Genomic DNA, 16,061 nt, shown 5'->3' on the forward strand with positions numbered 1-16,061 from the left:
CTGTAATACAGATCTTGCAAAAGAACAGAACGAGTACTAGATTGCATCAATCAACGCGGTTCCATCCAATGGAATTTTTTTTGCTATAATAATGGAATGACATACCTGTAGAGCATCATTTATCTCTTCTTCACTAAGTTCATATTCATTGTTGTTTACTTGTTCCTTTGCCCGTTGTAATTGGTGAAATAATGGCTCAACCGTTTGGGTGTATGATATCGAATCTGGGTTATAATTCCGTGAAATCAGTGCGGTTACTGTTAGTTCTGATAACAACTTTTTACGAATCGATATTCGTTTATTTTTCCTTTCTTGTGTATTGGTAAGCATTAGTAAATCGGAAGGCTGGCTTAGCGAGTAAGGTACAATACGCTTCGTTATTTTGCTCGTAAGACTAACTAACACATGTTTAGAACCCAACTCTATAACTTCAGTAACCCCATTTGCAACCAGATAGAGCATAGACTCTGACCATCTTACAGGCATCGTCATCTGCATGTTTAAATAATCAACGACAGATCGATCAGACTCATAGGGTGCTGCTGTAACATTGGAAATAATCGGGTATATTGCATGGGCATATTGATATTGATCCAATTCAACTTTGAATTGTTCTGCTGCGGTTTGCATCATGGGAGAATGATAGGGACCACTTACATTGATATAAGAATGTTTCGCTCTCAAAACTTCTGTCCTTTTAATAATTTCTTGTATAGAGTGCCGATGTCCCGAAATGACAAACTGCTGGCCAGCGTTCATACAAGCCACACAAGCAGGACGCTCGATCGTGGAAACTTGTTCGCATATGTTTTGAAGTGTATCTAAATGAATACCTGAAATGGCGGCCATGGTACCTTTCTGATCCGAGTCTGCATTGTGCATAATACTCCCTCGTTGTCTTACCAGTTTAATGGCGTCATGAAATGAGAGAACACCTGCGCATACCAGAGCCGAATATTCTCCCAAACTATGCCCAGCCAAATAAGCGGGTTCCATCCCTATTTCTTGCATATAAACTTGATAAGCAATGACACTAACAGTCAAAAGTGCAGGCTGAGCATTCATTGTCATTGTCAAATCAGCCATGCTACCTTCAAAACATAACTTTCTCAAATCGAAAGAAATGGCATCACTGGCTTCTTCAAATAACTTCTTAGCCACATCGAAGTTATTCCAAAAGTCTCTACCCATCCCAACCATCTGAGAACCTTGTCCAGGAAACAACAGAGCTACATTACTCATCCAGCATCCTCCATGTATCAACTTTATATTTCATGCACTTCGACAACATAAAACCAATAAATTCCTTGTTTTCAAAATTTATAATAAACTTTCATTAGGAGTTATGCAATAATAAAGTCAAAAGGAGGGTCATCTATTTCTATGAACGGAAACTCACGATTCTCCTTACCTGGAATCCTATACTGCAACGGACGTGAAAAAAAGACCCTGCAATAATATATGCAGGATCTAAAATAAGTTTTGGGACAAAGGGTGTACGTATTACCCGTTTTCCAGATTGTCTCATTACTTTATCAAGTGATCAATCCATACTTCACAAAACTATGATACAATCCATCTTCCTCTACTGTTCCAGTAATATCATCTGCAATGGCTTTCAGACCTGGCTTTGCATTACCCATGGCAATGCCGATGTTACAAAATTCCAACATCTCGGCATCATTCATGCCATCACCGATGGCAAATGTATCTTCTTGGGACATGCCCAGATGCTTCAGCAGATCGGCGATCGCAATGGCTTTGTGAATGCCAGGGATCATCAGTTCACCACTTCCTTCACCAAAGATCGGCACAGTGCACTGAATGACTTCGAATTTCCCTTCAAACTCTTGCTTGATTCGCTCAAACGGGATAGCTGAGCTCTCCAAGAAACATACTTTGTTCACATCATCCTTGTACAGATCGGCCTCTCCATACGTCAATCCGGCAATAAACGGGTGCGGTTTCAGCTCCTTCTTCTCTCTGGCTACAGGGTCATTCTCCACATCGCCATAGATACGGCGTTCCAGGTGAGGTTGAAGATTGCTACTCGCGTACAATGCCGAATTGGATTCAAGGTAGAAGTCAATGCCATTCTCATTAAAGAAATCGACCATATGTCGAACATCTTCCGCTGTTACCCTTTTGTGATATAACACATCCTTGCCAAACTCAACATAACCCCCACCTGCACCAATCAGACCATCGAATCCGACATCCCAGATGGAATCATAAATTTCTGCTTTGGATCGGCCTGTACATAAATAGAGCAGATATCCGTTCTCTCTGGCCTGTTTACAAGCCTTCTGTGCTGACAACGGAATGTTTCCATCATCGTCGACCAATGTGCCATCAATATCAATAAAAACAATTTTTCGCTTCGTTTTGTTCATCTGCCTAGCCCCCATCATGTATGTTGTTTATGTCTAACCGTGCGAGTGCCGACAGGCATTTTCCTTTTACAAAATTACCTATTCCGTGGTGTTCGCTGATCGATCAACTTCTCCAAAAATTCGGCAAAAGAATCCGCGTATACTTCAGGTTCCCCATTAAAATAATCCAAACGCATCACTTTGTACTCTCCAAGGTGATCTGCCGTCCGCGTATCAAAATAGTAATATTCATCTTCGTCCGGTACAAACAGTTCCAGCTTCCCTTCCTTCTTCGTGTCTTCGTCGGCAAGTCGGTATCTATACAAAATATCAGTGTCCGCATACTCTCGGTGTTCTGGAGGCGATATGGTCAGAATTCCGGTTCCACTTAACATCGCTATGCCATAATTCAGAAGCCACCAGCGATAGGACGGAGGTAACGGAAAGCCCAACTCCTGTTCAATTTCGGTAATCCAGCTCTCTTGAACTTGATGATTCGGGAACCAGCGTATAACCTCGGTATGCTCCAGTTTCTCAATCAGACTTGAATACATGGATAGATCTCCTCCAATACCATTGTAATGTCATTTGGTTATGATTACCTTCATCCCAACTTGTCCATATGTACAGTTTGCCAGTCATCATTTTCCTCAGCAATAACCGTATACCCTTGACGTTTCCAGAAATCTACGGCTCCTGGCAAGAAGCGATGTGTATGCAAGTAGAGTGTCGTATAGTGCATATCCTTCACCACATTCTCCAGTTCTTTTACCAGCAGGGAACCAATGCCGTATCTGCGATACGCAGGATCTACATAACATTTCACAATTTCGGCTGCGGACTGGGCTGCATATCGGCCGTCCACGGCCTGAATACGTCCATCATATGGTAATATCCCAATCGTTCCGACGATGCCCGCATCCCCTGTCATTGCAACAAGAAAAATCGATTCATTGGATTCCAGATAATGTTCTGTGAACTGCTCGAAATCCACAGGTAACCTCGTGTGATCCATCATGGGAAACACTTCTCTGCGTACACGCATGGCAAAATCAATGGCATCATGAATCTGGTGTGCCTGAACTGGTGTGACTGTCGGTATACTCTGAAGTTGTGTCAATAAATCCACATTCCTTATCCTCTGTATTAGGAGCTACCTCTCGGCCCTGCCTTAAATCTTGTTCATGCCAAAGCGGCTCACTTCATATCATCTTACCGAATTTATCCCTTCCTATCAATCTATCTACACTACTAACCAAATTAAAAACATGCCCTCACAGTCTGATAGAGTTCGCATACGATAAGGCGTGTCACAATCCATGTTGGAGGGAGAAACGCAAATGTGGTTATGGTTAGGTGTTTTTGGTTTCATTTCGCTAGCAATAATCGTGTTCGTGTATCGTTTTCTGGACCAACGTGCCGAGAGCAAGTTTCACCCACATGCCCCCAAGCAGCTCTTAGTCAAATTCAAGGAAGGTACAACACCAGATGAGATGCACACCCTTCACAAAAAAGGGAGATGTAAAGTCGCGGAAACATACGAGGATTTGGGTTGGTACCGTGTGGAATCCCGCAAAAAAATGCACCGGATCCTGAAACATTACAAAGATCATGAGTTGATTGAACATGCAGAGCCAAATTACCTTGTTGAGGCTTCCTTCACCCCTAACGACCCTTTCTTCCCTTACCAGTATAACCTGTCCAAAATCAATGCACCCGCTGCATGGGATATCACTCAAAGTAACAGCTCTGTTAAAATCGCCATTATCGACACTGGTGTACAGCTAAACCACCCAGAATTGGCTTCCAAGCTCATCCCCGGTTACGATTATGTTGATTATGATAATATCCCTGAAGACGGGAACGGACATGGTACACATGTAGCAGGGATCGCTGCTTCTGTTACCAACAATGGGGTGGGCATCGCAGGCGCTGCACCACTTGCATCCATCGTTCCGCTCCGGGTCCTGGATAACAACGGGCAAGGAACGGTCGGTAATGTGGGTAACGGTCTTGTCTATGCTGCCAATAACGGTGTACAGGTGGTTAACCTGAGCCTTGGTGGTCCGATGGGAGACGCATTCCTCCAAGCTGCTGTGCAGTATGCCTGGGATCGTGGAGCCGTAATTATTGCTGCAGCCGGCAACGACAACACTACATTCCCGATCGTACCCGCATCGTATCCCAACGTCATAGCTGTCGCTTCAACCAATCCTTCCGATCTCAAATCCAATTTCTCCAACTATGGTTCGTGGGTCGATATGGCTGCACCAGGAGATACCATCCTATCCACCTATCTGGGTGGTTCCTATGCCTACCTAAGTGGAACATCCATGGCAGCACCACATGTGGCTGGAGTAGCTGCACTTCTCGCTGCACAAGGTAAAACCAATGCCCAGATTCGGGATGCACTATGCTTTGCTTCTGATCCAGTATCCGGCTCCGGAGTCTACTGGACGTATGGACGATTGAATGCCTATCGGAGCTTACAGGTGCCATAATACACCTACTATCGCTCATGATTGCACACAGGGCATATCCTTTCCATTTTTACACAAATTAAAAAACGAAGGGGCATCTGTAAGTAAGATGCTCCTTCGTTTGGTTAAAAAGTATTCGAGGTTAAACTTTTGCTGCCCAAAGCTCTATTTCAATTTTAATCTCTGGTAAACCTAACGCCGTAATATATCCAATCGTCATTGCAGGATAATCCGTACTAAATAATTGTCCCCACTCGGCATATAAGAAATCCCAATCGATTTCCTCGGTTGCCCATACGTTCACTTTGATAATATGTTCAGCATCTAAACGCTCAGATTCGAGCACTGTTTTAATATTATTAAATGTATTAGTGACTTGCTCATTCAGACTCTCTGGAAAAAGTCCATTATGATCTGCTCCAATTTGACCCGAAGTCACAAATAACTCTGCATTCCTCGGGATTCTTGTAATATGCGTGTACTGCCCTACAGGAGCTGGCATTTTTTCTGGATTTGTTCTAGTAATTTTGTCCATATTCATCTGGATTACCTCATCATTCTTAAGATTTTTCTGCGTTATTTCCTAGTTTCCTTCCGATTTTGGGCAGACTTCACCCTTGGAATAGATTCTAGAAAAAGACAGCAGTGGAGTATCCATATCCCGAAGATATAAACGCAAGTGATTTTTTCTTCATGAGTGGATGCTCCTCCCTTCTTAAGTGACAAGCTTCTCTTCATTTCTTTATTATATCGGAAAGCCACATCAGGGGTCAAATTCATCCCCTCATAAACAAAGAGCAATCCCGTTATAACGAGACTGCTCTTTGTTTATTCTATAGCATCGAACACCTTGTATTAGAAATATTGTGCGCCATTACTTGCAATGACATCTTTGTACCAGTGAAAACTCTTCTTTTTCACTCTGCGAAGTGTGCCCGTACCATCATTATTTCGGTCTACATAGATATAGCCATAACGTTTCTTCATCTCTCCGGTACCCGCACTGACCAGGTCAATCGGTCCCCAGCTTGTGTAACCTATCAGCTCGACACCATCTTGAATCGCTTCAGCCATCTCGGCAAAATGACTATTCAAATATTCGATGCGATAGTCATCTTCAACGGAGTCATTGTCTAACAACACATCGGTTGCGCCAAGTCCATTTTCTACGATAAACAACGGTTTGCCATAGCGGTCATGAAGCTGATTACATGTAATACGGAGTCCTTTGGGATCAATGGTCCATCCCCACTCGGAAGCTTGCAGATAAGGGTTCTTCACCGAACCAAATACATTGCCTTCTGTCGAATCTTTCAAAATCTCAGGGTCTGTACTGGTACAACGGCTTGCATAGTAGCTAAAACCAATATAATCGACTGTATTCTGCATCAAGATATCTTGGTCTTCTGGTTGCATCTCAATCTGAATGTCATTTTCTCTGAAAAATCTTTTGGTATAACCCGGATATGCTCCCTTCGACTGCACATCGATGAAGAAGAACGACTCGCGGTCTTTCTCCATAGCCTTCCATACGTCATCCGGGTTAGAGCTATATGGATAGACCATTCCAGCCGCTAGCATACAGCCGATCTGTGCACCAGGAATAATCTCATGACAAGCTTTAACCGCAAGTGCACTGGCTACCAATTCATGATGTGCTGCCTGATACAGAACCTGATCTTTGTTTTCACCATCCTGCAGAACAATACCCGCTCCAATGTACGGAAGATGCAGCAACATGTTGATCTCATTAAACGTCATCCAGTATTTCACTTTATTCTTGTATAGATTGAATAGCGTCGTCGCATATTTCTCAAAGAAACCGATCATATTACGATTCTTCCAACCGCCGTAAGTCTCGACCAGATGCACAGGTACATCGAAATGACAGATCGTCACAACAGGTTCAATGTTGTATTTCAATAACTCATCAAAGACATCATCATAAAATTGTAAGCCTGCTTCATTTGGTTCCGCTTCATCCCCATTAGGGAAAATCCGTGCCCAGGCTATTGAAAGCCTGAGGCACTTGAATCCCATTTCTGCAAATAACGCAATATCTTCCTTATATCGATGATAGAAGTCAATGGCTTCATGTGAAGGATAGAATTCCCCTGTTTTTGGCTCATATGAATCCAGATTACCCAGAGCAATATTCCATCGATTCGCACCAATCGGAATCAGATCTACCGTTGTTAAACCTTTGCCACCTTCCAGATAGGCACCTTCCAATTGATTCGCTGCGGTTGCTCCTCCCCAGAGAAAATTCTCCGGGAAGGCTGTAAATTTTTCATTCATTGAGGAGTACCTCCTAAACCATCTGTAATTTCAATTAGCTTAATACCGTGATCAATTTATCTTTCTCATGAACAGATGCATCTTTCGTTCCTACAACGTCCAGATAATTGGAAGTATTCGTGACAATGATCGGTGTAACCGTCTCATATCCTGCATCCTTAATCGCTTGCAGGTCAAACTCAACAATCAAATCACCTGCGTTAACACGGTCTCCGTCCTTCACATGGGTTGTAAAATATTCACCTTTCAGCTTCACCGTATCCTGACCAATATGGATCAGCATCTCTACACCATCATCGCTTACAAGACCAATGGCATGTTTCGTGCGATATACCGTTTGAACAATACCCGTAATTGGAGATACCACTCTACCGCTGGTTGGACGAATTGCAATCCCTTTACCCATGTGCTCTCCTGCAAACGTTACGTCATTAATATCTTTCAGTGCAACGACTTCACCAGCCATTGGGCTTACAATTTCGTATCTGCTGTTCGGATTTGGATCAAGTACAGGTACTGGAGCTGGTTTAGCTTCTACTTTGTCTTGGAATCCAACCACATACGTCAGAATAAAACCAAGGATGAATGCAATGCCACATGCCACCAGAGCCATATAGAATCCGGAATCAACACCTGTAGCTTTATTAATGAAGCTTGGGAACCCGAATACTCCCAGTCCACCAAAGATGTATAATTTCGAACCAGCTAATCCCAAAATACCGCCACCGATACCACCTGCAATACAGCTCATGATAAACGGTTTTTTCAGTGGAAGTGTCAGACCGTAGATGGCTGGCTCAGTTACACCGAAGATACCCGATATGAATGCAGGAATACCTAAAGATTTTAATTTCGTATTCTTTGTTTTGAACATCACTGCAAGCACAGCACCAATCTGTGCAAAGGAAGCTGCGAATGACATTGCAATTATTGGGTCAGCACCAGATGTACTCAAGTTAAGAAGCATGACAGGAACAAGTCCCCAGTGAAGACCAAACAATACAAACACTTGCCACAATCCACCAATAACCAAACCAGTAATAACTGGGCTTAATTCGTAGATACCTGTTGCTCCCGCCCCAATCAACTGACCCGCCCATGTGGATACTGGACCAATAAGAATGAACGTTGCTGGAACGATAACGAGTAAAGTAAAGAATGGAACAAGGAACGTGCTTACGACTTTAGGAATGATATTTTTGAAGAATCTTTCAATTTTAACAGCGAAGAAAGTAGCAATAATGATTGGAATAACCGATGTTGAATAGCTCATCAGAATGACCGGAATCCCCAGGAACGTGATGTGAATCGGTGATTCAAACAATGAACCTGCAAACAGAGTGTACAATGGATCCCCGGCAGTCAACCCAGACAACGTAGGATAAACTAACGAGGCGCCTATCGCCATACCCAGGAACGGTGAACCGCCAAACTTCTTGATTGCCGTGTAACCAAGGAAGATCGGGAAGAAGTAGAACAGACAGTCACCCGTTGCATTCAACAGTTGATACGTTCCGGAAGTATCCGTAAGCCATCCGAATGATAAAAACATCGCTGTAAAACCTTTAATCATACCTGTTGCAGCCAGCAAACCGAGTAATGGTGTGAACACACCGGAGATCATGTCGATAAATCGACTGAACAATCCAACTTTCTTGCCTGAGTTGTCTGCTTCCTCTTCAAACTGACCTTCGGTTGGGAAATTCCCCGCCTTAACAACTGCTTTATATACATCCGGCACTTCGTTGCCGATAACGACCTGATATTGTCCACCACTTTGCATGACAGTAATAACACCTGGCAGATTTTTAAGTTCTTCCGTTTTGGCTACGCTTTCATTTTTCAGTTTAAACCGCAGTCTTGTTACACAATGGAATACGCTGTTTACATTGTCTCGACCACCTACACCTGACAGAATGTCCTTAGCTAATTGATCGTAGTTGCTCATTGTAATTCTCCCTCTCTAAGTAGACTCCCCATGACTTTTGAAACAAATAAAACCTGAACCACTGAACATACACAACATACCGGATCGTCCGGAAATCAGTCGTGTTATTCAGCAATTCAGGTTTTGCCCTTAACGGTTGCAACCCTGTAAGGCTGTACACATTGGTATTTAATTATTTGGATAACGAAAGTAAGTTACATTCCATACCCTATGAACTAAGGATGGTCGGCATTGCCTGATTGAACAGTTACAATCCGATTGATGTATGCGCTTACTTCTTGAACTCATCATAGTACATCTGAACTACGTTTGCAACACTTATTTTTATTAATTCCACAAATACATTGGAGTGACCAAAAATGAAAAAAGAGACCCCTTCGAAAGTATCGAAATGGTCCCTTTTTTTTCATGATGTTCACATTTATAAATACGCACTAAAGCAGAATTAACCAATAACCGTAACCAATTTATCCTTTTCTTGCACTTCACGATTTGTTGTAGCAACCACGTCCAAATAATCAGCCGTATTAGTTACAATAATCGGTGTTACGGTCTCATAACCCGCCTCAATAATGGCTTGCAGATCAAATTCAACGATCAGATCGCCAACACTCACACGATCTCCATCTTTCACATGGGCAGTGAAATGCTGACCTTTGAGCTGTACCGTATCCTGACCAATATGGATCAGAATCTCTACACCTTGATCATCTACAAGTCCAATCGCATGTTTGGTACGGTAAATCGTCTGTACCACACCATTAATCGGGGATACAACTCTCCCACTGGTTGGGCGAATAGCAATCCCTTTACCCATATGTTCACCAGCAAATGTAGCATCATTAATTTCTTGCAAAGGAACTACCTCACCCGTCATTGGGCTGGCAATTTCGTAACGATTGTTCGGATTAGGCTCAAGTGCTGCCTTCTCTTCTTTTACTGGCTCTGGAGCCTGTTTGGCAGCCTCTGGATTAGCAGGATCTTTGAATCCTACAAAATAAACGAGAACAAAACCTAGTACAAAAGCAATGATAGTGGCAATCATGGCCATCCAGAATTCATAGTTGATCCCCTCTGTGGGACTAATCAGCGCTGGAACACCAAAGATTCCTGAAGCAAATACAAACATTTTGGAACCTGCAAAGCCAATAATACCACCAGCGGTTGCAGAAGCAATACAACTCATAATAAATGGTTTTTTCAGTGGCAAAGTAAGACCATAAATAGCAGGCTCAGTTACACCGAAAATCCCGGACACAAAGGCAGGAACACCCAGTGATTTGAGTTTGGTATTTTTCGTTTTAAGCATAACCCCAAGAACGGCACCAATCTGAGCAAAAGAAGCAGCAAACATCATCGCCAGAATCGGATCTGCTTTCAGAGTGGACAGATTGAGCAACATGATTGGTACGATACCCCAGTGTAACCCGAAGATAACCAATACTTGCCACAATCCACCAACAACAATACCAGTCACCAACGGACTCAAGTCATAGATGCCCGATACCCCGGCACCAATCAGCTGACTTGCCCATGTTGCGATTGGACCAATCAAGAGGAATGTTACAGGTACAACAATCAGAATGGTAAAAAATGGCGTGAGGAACGTTCTCACAACAGAAGGAATGATCTTTTTGAAGAATGCTTCTACCTTTGCTCCAAAATAAGCAGCAATAATAATCGGGATTACGGATGAGGAATAACTCATCAAGATCACGGGAATACCCAGGAACGTGATGTGAATCGGAGATTCAAACAATGTGCCTGTAAATAACGTATATAGCGGCTCTCCACCGCTAAGACCGGATAAGGTCGGATATACAAGTGATGCTCCGATGGCCATCCCGAGGAATGGAGATCCACCGAATTTTTTCATAGCTGTGTAACCCAGGAAGATTGGGAAGAAGTAGAACAGACAGTCTCCTGCAGCATTCAACAATTGATATGTTCCTGAAGCCGGGTCCAGCCATTCGAGAGAAGTAAACATGGACAGGAAACCTTTGATCATCCCTGTTGCAGCAAGCAAGCCGAGAATTGGTGTAAATACACCCGAGATCAAGTCGATAAACTGACCCAAGAGACTCTCTTTTTTACCGGAAGATTCTGACTCATCAGTTGAGACCGGTTCATCCGCATTCATATTACCCACATGTAACAAGGCTTTATACACATCAGACACTTCGTTACCCACAACTACCTGGTATTGCCCCCCGCTTTGCATTACCGTTATGACTCCAGGTAGATTTTTGAGTTCGTCTGTTTTGGCATTATTGTCATTTTTTAATTTGAAACGAAGTCTGGTCGCACAGTGCACTACGCTGTTAATGTTCTGTTTACCACCAACGCCAGACAGAATGTCCTTGGCTAATTGCTCGTGTTTCATGAAGTCTTTTCTTCCTTTCTGGCTAGACACGGATTCAAAGCATATTGGAGAGAATAAAAAAACCTGAACATCTGAATGTATGGAACATCCGGTTAACGGTATGTTCTGTCATTCAAGCGTTCAGGTTTTGCCCTAGTGGTTGCAACCCTGCAAGCTGATCTATGGGATTATTCAGTAGTTGCATTCACAACTCTCTCAATATGGATCGTTAAGTACATCAATTCTTCGTCAGTTAGTTGATACGTGTAGTTGCTTTCAATGAATTTCTTGATTTTCTCCGAGCACTTGTGCGCTGCCGGATACTTTTTCTGAATCATCAGGAACAGTTCATCATCGTTGTTGCTCTTGTAATGTTTTCCCTTCACCAAACGTTGAGCGAAAAACTTCAAATGCGTCACAAAGCGATAAAATGTCAGTGAGTTCTCATCAAAATCAATTTTGAAATGATACTTGATGATTGTCAAAATTTCTTGCATGACCTGCGTCATACTCTTGATGTTGGGCATTTCCTCATTCAACGCTGCATTGACAAAGTGAAGTGCCATAAATCCGGCTTCGTCCTCGGGCAAGATCACACCAAACTGATCACAGATCATATTGAGCGCTTCCATTCCGACTTCATATTCCTCTTTGTATAACTGCTTTGTCTCCCAGATCAACCCGTTGCGTATAGGCAGATTCTTACGATACCGCTCAATGGCAAAGTGAATATGGTCTGTGAGATGTAAGTAGATGCTCTCATTTAATTTCTTGCCAAGTTTTAGCTTGGCGTAAGCGATGATTTCCTCGGATACTTTCATGTATTCCAAAGGAATGCTTGAGATTAATGCCTTGAAGTTTTCCTGAATATCTTCATTCTGTAAAGTAAATATCTTGTCGATATGCTGCTCGGAAACCATATCACCCGCCCGCTTCTGATAAGCAATCCCCCGGCCAATGATAATAACTTCCTGTTGTTCGGCATTCATCGCAACTACAGCATTATTGTTCAGCACCTTCTCGATTTTCACTTTATCACTCCAATATACAGAAAAAGACAAACCAATCCCTTTTCTCAAGGTATACGGCTTTGCCTGATTCAACAGTTACAACCCGATATGTTGTACGCGCTTCCCTCATATTATTACAAATTTCTACACAGTGCAACATAAAGTTAATATCGTATTAGCATGACTCCCGATCTAGGTATATATACTCACAGGAGTGAGCAAATCAAGAATTATTTTACAGGGATTCACGGTTTATTGTTTTTGCTTTCTTTCTCCAGTTCCGCTTCAATTCTTCGATTAATCATGTCCATCTGTTCTGAATCCAAACGATCGACTTGCGTGTATTCTTTATCCATCTCATACTCCTGCGCCTCGCCTTTGTTCATTAGTCCCAGTTGATTCTTGATGTCTCGGATATCTTCACGCATATGCATCGTTTGGCGGTAATGATCTATCACAAGGGCGAAAACAATGCCCCCAGCCAAAATCGGACCGAATGGGATCAGATAACATAAAACAAGTCCTATGAGCAAAAATAAAACAAAGTACATGATGTAATGCCCCTCTCATATAACATATCTACCCTGCTAAGATAAACGTTTCATCAGGTTATAAATTAAATCGTTCCTGAATTAACTTTGCCACCTCATCCGGGCTCTTGTGTGTGTTATCAATCCGTATGTAGTGCTCATGCTTGATTTCTCCCGGTTCCGAGTTCAGTCGATATAGCTTCATCGTATCAAGTAAATCTCGCTCAGACCAAGCTATGTCACGTTTTGTTGGCTTGTGTAGCAGGCGATGCGGACTTTTATTGCGCTCTAGTCTTTCCGATGCATCGGCCTCCAATTCCACATAACAGACCTGACCCCCTTGGGATGTAAACAACTCACTGATCTTACGGATGTATTCACCATCTGACTCCGCGTCCAAAGCCCACACAAATGTGAAAATCAAACCCGGCAGGTCACTCTTCGCCACTTCCTCGAAAATCTCCTGACGGAACAGACTCACCAGTCTTTTGCCTTGTGGTGTACCATAGCTGAAGAAAGGAGACACCATTTCAATCGTCATGTGGTTATGAAACAATTTTAGCTTTGTTATCTTCTCCAGCTCTTGCCCCACCGTCATCTTGCCCACAGCCTGTGGGCCAAAAATAATCACTAATTTCATTTTCGATCACTCCTGACAAGGTAGCGTTCATTCCATTAATTCAATTTTATGGACATTAAACTCTATGATACCTCCTTTAGTGCAAATAAAAAAGAGGTTTCAAGTGAATCCCTCAATGCGTGAGGGCTTGAAATCTCTTATCTTAAATTACATATGTTTACTTATACTTACCGTCCGATCAGGACCCATCCCCACTTCATCCGGCGCAATCCCATTGCGCAGATCCATGAGATCAGGAGAGTAACAACATAAGATAGGATGATACCCACGCTGAAGTGTCGAGCCAGGTCATCTGTAAATTCACGTCTCCAGAAGAGCAGTACGAGGGGATGCATTAAAAACACACCAAACGCAACTGTACCCAAGGAATCCAGAACATGCGTAGCTTTACGAACTTCCGTATGTTTTCCTGCACCCAATCGTTCACTAAAGATCAGCAGGAGCAAGCAGGCTGACAACGTAAACAGATTTCGGAACAGGAACAGCACGGTATAGGTTACCACCGGATATGCAGCAAAAGCGGTTTTGATATAAGCATTACCATATATAAAAATGGCACCTCCGCTCAATAACGCAGCTATAAGTACATAACGGTGAGTATACAGTTTCTTTAATGCCCACTCAAAGTTCAGCCCAACCCATGCGCCAAATCCAATCACGATCAGATAACTGGGTAACAAACTTCCTGTCCGTTCGAAGTGAAACTGCAAATGTAGTGCATAAAAGATCGCTTGACCCGCAATAAAGAATAATGGCAAATAACGATTAAACAAACGATGGCGTGTAAGGGACAGAAGCCACGGAAAAACGATATAGAATTGAAGAATAATCAGAAAAAAGTACAAGTGCGTATGAGCGGTTCCCATCACTAATTGTTTGGCAAATTGAACACCATGGGTCAAAGGTTCTTTGCCCGCAAGCAACTGTTTAATGGCAAAATAGATAAGGGACCACACCACATAGGGTACAAATACATTGAATAAACGCTTTTTATAAAAAGCGAGCATCCACCCCTTCTCATTCACCTTGGAGCTGTAGTTGTAGAACAAAACCAGGGATGACAGGAACAGGAACGCTGGAACGGCAAATTGCAAAAACGTGTTCCAGAAATAATACACATCATGATCTAATGTATTCTTGGGGTAATGCGCAACTGCTGTTGAAGTCGCATGGATCGCTACCACTGCCATAATGGCAAAAGCACGATAGAGATCCAGATACTCAATTCGCCGGGGCCGATTAACCGGTTGATTCATAAAGATAACCTCACTTGTGCCTGATATGGGATGATAGTTTCCGGCCGCAATCCAGATTCTATGCTTCATTTTAATCAGCACACGAGGGTAATACAATCATAATCCATATTATTTTCGTTATATTACACCATTATTCTGCATTATTCGACATTTTCTATCCAGAATCGTTCAACAACGTTGCCATTGGATTCTACATAGTCTACATCCTTGATGCCACCATTTCGAAGGATAACCCTTCTGGATGGCTCATTAACCGCATCGCATACAACCAATACTTTGGAGATTCCTAGCTCTCTCGTTTTCTCCAAAGACAGCCTGAGAATTTCGAAACCATAGCCACTTTGCCGCTCTCCTGGACGAATGCCATATCCAACATGCCCTCCACTGTTGAACAATTTGTCGTTAAGCTCATGCCTTATATTGACGGCACCCACAATTTGTTGACTCTCCGTGACCAGCCAGTATGTACTGTCTTTGACCCAGCCTTCCGGGATGTCGATCCCTTGTTCATTGCGCTGCAAAAACGCCAACATCTCATCAAACGCAGAAGGATCTTTGGAAATGACCCACGGTACCATCAACTCTCCACTTCTGACCCAGTCTTCATAAAATGCCAAATATGCTTCCTTATATGCTCGTGATGGTTTAATTAATCTAACTTGTTCTTTCCCCATGATCATTACATCCTCCTAACAGATATTGATATTGCCACGTTCTCTCTTCCAGGACACGACGTTCTTGCTCTTCCATCAAACAGTCATAAAAGATAGCTTTCACTGCATACGTTGCGGCATGCACCGCATGGTCTTTCACATGGGCCGTTGCAGCTGCATGCCCCGCCGCACGAGATGCAGAAGAGGCAGCGACATTATCCAATTCTCGTGCAGCAGCATGAGCTGCAAAAGCCGCCTTTCGAGCATCAACCATGGCAATTTCTCCACGGATCCAACCTCTTCCTGCATCAATGGCATCACGGGCGCGGAGATCCTCCGTCTTTTTCTCAAATATATACAAAGCACGTGCCGCACACTCCGCAGCCCAATAGGCCAATGTATGGTGATCCTGTTTCTTAGCCAAATCCTCTATTTCACTACGTAAAGGCGCATCTTTGAATGCAGGTTTTGCCATGGTCATGCTCCTTTCATTGTTCAAAAACTACAAATTC

Annotated in this window: 15 protein-coding genes; 1 reads left to right on the forward strand and 14 read right to left on the reverse strand. The window is 43.0% G+C overall.

Annotated features, from left to right (window positions below; all coding sequences use genetic code 11):
- Positions 1-36 precede the first annotated feature (36 nt).
- The 4 genes from fabD to F0220_RS18135 form a co-directional block, all read right to left on the reverse strand.
- Positions 37-1,242 carry an ACP S-malonyltransferase gene (gene fabD / locus F0220_RS18120; RefSeq protein WP_105599266.1) on the reverse strand — a complete coding sequence of 402 codons (1,206 nt, stop codon included), beginning with the start codon at positions 1,240-1,242 and terminating at the stop codon, positions 37-39.
- Positions 1,243-1,535: 293 nt separating this feature from the next.
- The gene (locus tag F0220_RS18125) at positions 1,536-2,393 is read right to left on the reverse strand and encodes a Cof-type HAD-IIB family hydrolase (RefSeq protein ID WP_105599267.1); all 858 of its coding nucleotides are present in this window, start codon (positions 2,391-2,393) and stop codon (positions 1,536-1,538) included.
- A 74-nt stretch (positions 2,394-2,467) separates the two neighbouring features.
- Positions 2,468-2,926: an SMI1/KNR4 family protein gene (locus F0220_RS18130; RefSeq protein ID WP_091020573.1), complete on the reverse strand. Its 459-nt coding sequence runs from the start codon at positions 2,924-2,926 to the stop codon at positions 2,468-2,470.
- Between the two features lie 50 nt (positions 2,927-2,976).
- Positions 2,977-3,492 carry a GNAT family N-acetyltransferase gene (locus F0220_RS18135; RefSeq protein ID WP_091020617.1) on the reverse strand — a complete coding sequence of 172 codons (516 nt, stop codon included), beginning with the start codon at positions 3,490-3,492 and terminating at the stop codon, positions 2,977-2,979.
- Between the two features lie 220 nt (positions 3,493-3,712).
- Here F0220_RS18135 and F0220_RS18140 point away from each other — a divergent pair, with 220 nt between their 5' ends.
- Entirely contained in the window at positions 3,713-4,873 is a 1,161-nt protein-coding gene (locus F0220_RS18140; protein WP_091020575.1) for a S8 family peptidase, read from the forward strand.
- A 121-nt stretch (positions 4,874-4,994) separates the two neighbouring features.
- On the opposite strand, the gene F0220_RS18145 is transcribed toward F0220_RS18140, so the two are convergent.
- The 10 genes from F0220_RS18145 to F0220_RS18190 all read right to left on the reverse strand — a co-directional run bounded on the left by F0220_RS18145 (position 4,995) and on the right by F0220_RS18190 (position 16,024).
- Positions 4,995-5,393: a RidA family protein gene (locus F0220_RS18145; protein WP_091020576.1), complete on the reverse strand. Its 399-nt coding sequence runs from the start codon at positions 5,391-5,393 to the stop codon at positions 4,995-4,997.
- 314 nt (positions 5,394-5,707) lie between these two features.
- Complete coding sequence (locus tag F0220_RS18150; RefSeq protein ID WP_105599268.1) at positions 5,708-7,150, reverse strand: 6-phospho-beta-glucosidase; 1,443 nt, start codon at positions 7,148-7,150, stop codon at positions 5,708-5,710.
- 34 nt (positions 7,151-7,184) lie between these two features.
- The gene (locus tag F0220_RS18155) at positions 7,185-9,098 is read right to left on the reverse strand and encodes a beta-glucoside-specific PTS transporter subunit IIABC (RefSeq protein ID WP_105599269.1); all 1,914 of its coding nucleotides are present in this window, start codon (positions 9,096-9,098) and stop codon (positions 7,185-7,187) included.
- A gap of 445 nt (positions 9,099-9,543) precedes the next feature.
- Complete coding sequence (locus tag F0220_RS18160) at positions 9,544-11,481, reverse strand: beta-glucoside-specific PTS transporter subunit IIABC (RefSeq protein ID WP_105599270.1); 1,938 nt, start codon at positions 11,479-11,481, stop codon at positions 9,544-9,546.
- Positions 11,482-11,648: 167 nt separating this feature from the next.
- Positions 11,649-12,491 carry a BglG family transcription antiterminator LicT gene (licT, locus tag F0220_RS18165; protein ID WP_105599271.1) on the reverse strand — a complete coding sequence of 281 codons (843 nt, stop codon included), beginning with the start codon at positions 12,489-12,491 and terminating at the stop codon, positions 11,649-11,651.
- 224 nt (positions 12,492-12,715) lie between these two features.
- Entirely contained in the window at positions 12,716-13,021 is a 306-nt protein-coding gene (locus F0220_RS18170; RefSeq protein WP_105599272.1) for a hypothetical protein, read from the reverse strand.
- Between the two features lie 58 nt (positions 13,022-13,079).
- A complete protein-coding gene (locus tag F0220_RS18175) occupies positions 13,080-13,640 on the reverse strand; it encodes a DEAD/DEAH box helicase family protein (protein ID WP_105599273.1) in 561 nt (186 codons plus the stop codon).
- A gap of 167 nt (positions 13,641-13,807) precedes the next feature.
- A complete protein-coding gene (locus F0220_RS18180; protein WP_146117073.1) occupies positions 13,808-14,965 on the reverse strand; it encodes an acyltransferase in 1,158 nt (385 codons plus the stop codon).
- Between the two features lie 71 nt (positions 14,966-15,036).
- A complete protein-coding gene (locus tag F0220_RS18185; RefSeq protein ID WP_105599275.1) occupies positions 15,037-15,576 on the reverse strand; it encodes a GNAT family N-acetyltransferase in 540 nt (179 codons plus the stop codon).
- Entirely contained in the window at positions 15,551-16,024 is a 474-nt protein-coding gene (locus F0220_RS18190; protein WP_091020589.1) for a putative immunity protein, read from the reverse strand. Before F0220_RS18190 ends, F0220_RS18185 begins: the two co-directional genes overlap by 26 nt.
- Positions 16,025-16,061 lie beyond the last annotated feature (37 nt).

Source organism: Paenibacillus sp. 37 (assembly GCF_008386395.1).
GTDB lineage: Bacteria > Bacillota > Bacilli > Paenibacillales > Paenibacillaceae > Paenibacillus > Paenibacillus amylolyticus_B.

Bases quoted from the DNA above. Each gene is read 5' to 3' on its own strand.
- fabD (WP_105599266.1), bottom strand. From the start codon at position 1,242: ATGAGTAATGTAGCTCTGTTGTTTCCTGGACAAGGTTCTCAGATGGTT.
- F0220_RS18125 (WP_105599267.1), bottom strand. From the start codon at position 2,393: ATGAACAAAACGAAGCGAAAAATTGTTTTTATTGATATTGATGGCACA.
- F0220_RS18130 (WP_091020573.1), bottom strand. From the start codon at position 2,926: ATGTATTCAAGTCTGATTGAGAAACTGGAGCATACCGAGGTTATACGC.
- F0220_RS18140 (WP_091020575.1), top strand. From the start codon at position 3,713: ATGTGGTTATGGTTAGGTGTTTTTGGTTTCATTTCGCTAGCAATAATC.
- F0220_RS18145 (WP_091020576.1), bottom strand. From the start codon at position 5,393: ATGAATATGGACAAAATTACTAGAACAAATCCAGAAAAAATGCCAGCT.
- F0220_RS18150 (WP_105599268.1), bottom strand. From the start codon at position 7,150: ATGAATGAAAAATTTACAGCCTTCCCGGAGAATTTTCTCTGGGGAGGA.
- F0220_RS18155 (WP_105599269.1), bottom strand. From the start codon at position 9,098: ATGAGCAACTACGATCAATTAGCTAAGGACATTCTGTCAGGTGTAGGT.
- F0220_RS18160 (WP_105599270.1), bottom strand. From the start codon at position 11,481: ATGAAACACGAGCAATTAGCCAAGGACATTCTGTCTGGCGTTGGTGGT.
- F0220_RS18170 (WP_105599272.1), bottom strand. From the start codon at position 13,021: ATGTACTTTGTTTTATTTTTGCTCATAGGACTTGTTTTATGTTATCTG.
- F0220_RS18175 (WP_105599273.1), bottom strand. From the start codon at position 13,640: ATGAAATTAGTGATTATTTTTGGCCCACAGGCTGTGGGCAAGATGACG.
- F0220_RS18180 (WP_146117073.1), bottom strand. From the start codon at position 14,965: ATGAAGCATAGAATCTGGATTGCGGCCGGAAACTATCATCCCATATCA.
- F0220_RS18185 (WP_105599275.1), bottom strand. From the start codon at position 15,576: ATGATCATGGGGAAAGAACAAGTTAGATTAATTAAACCATCACGAGCA.
- F0220_RS18190 (WP_091020589.1), bottom strand. From the start codon at position 16,024: ATGGCAAAACCTGCATTCAAAGATGCGCCTTTACGTAGTGAAATAGAG.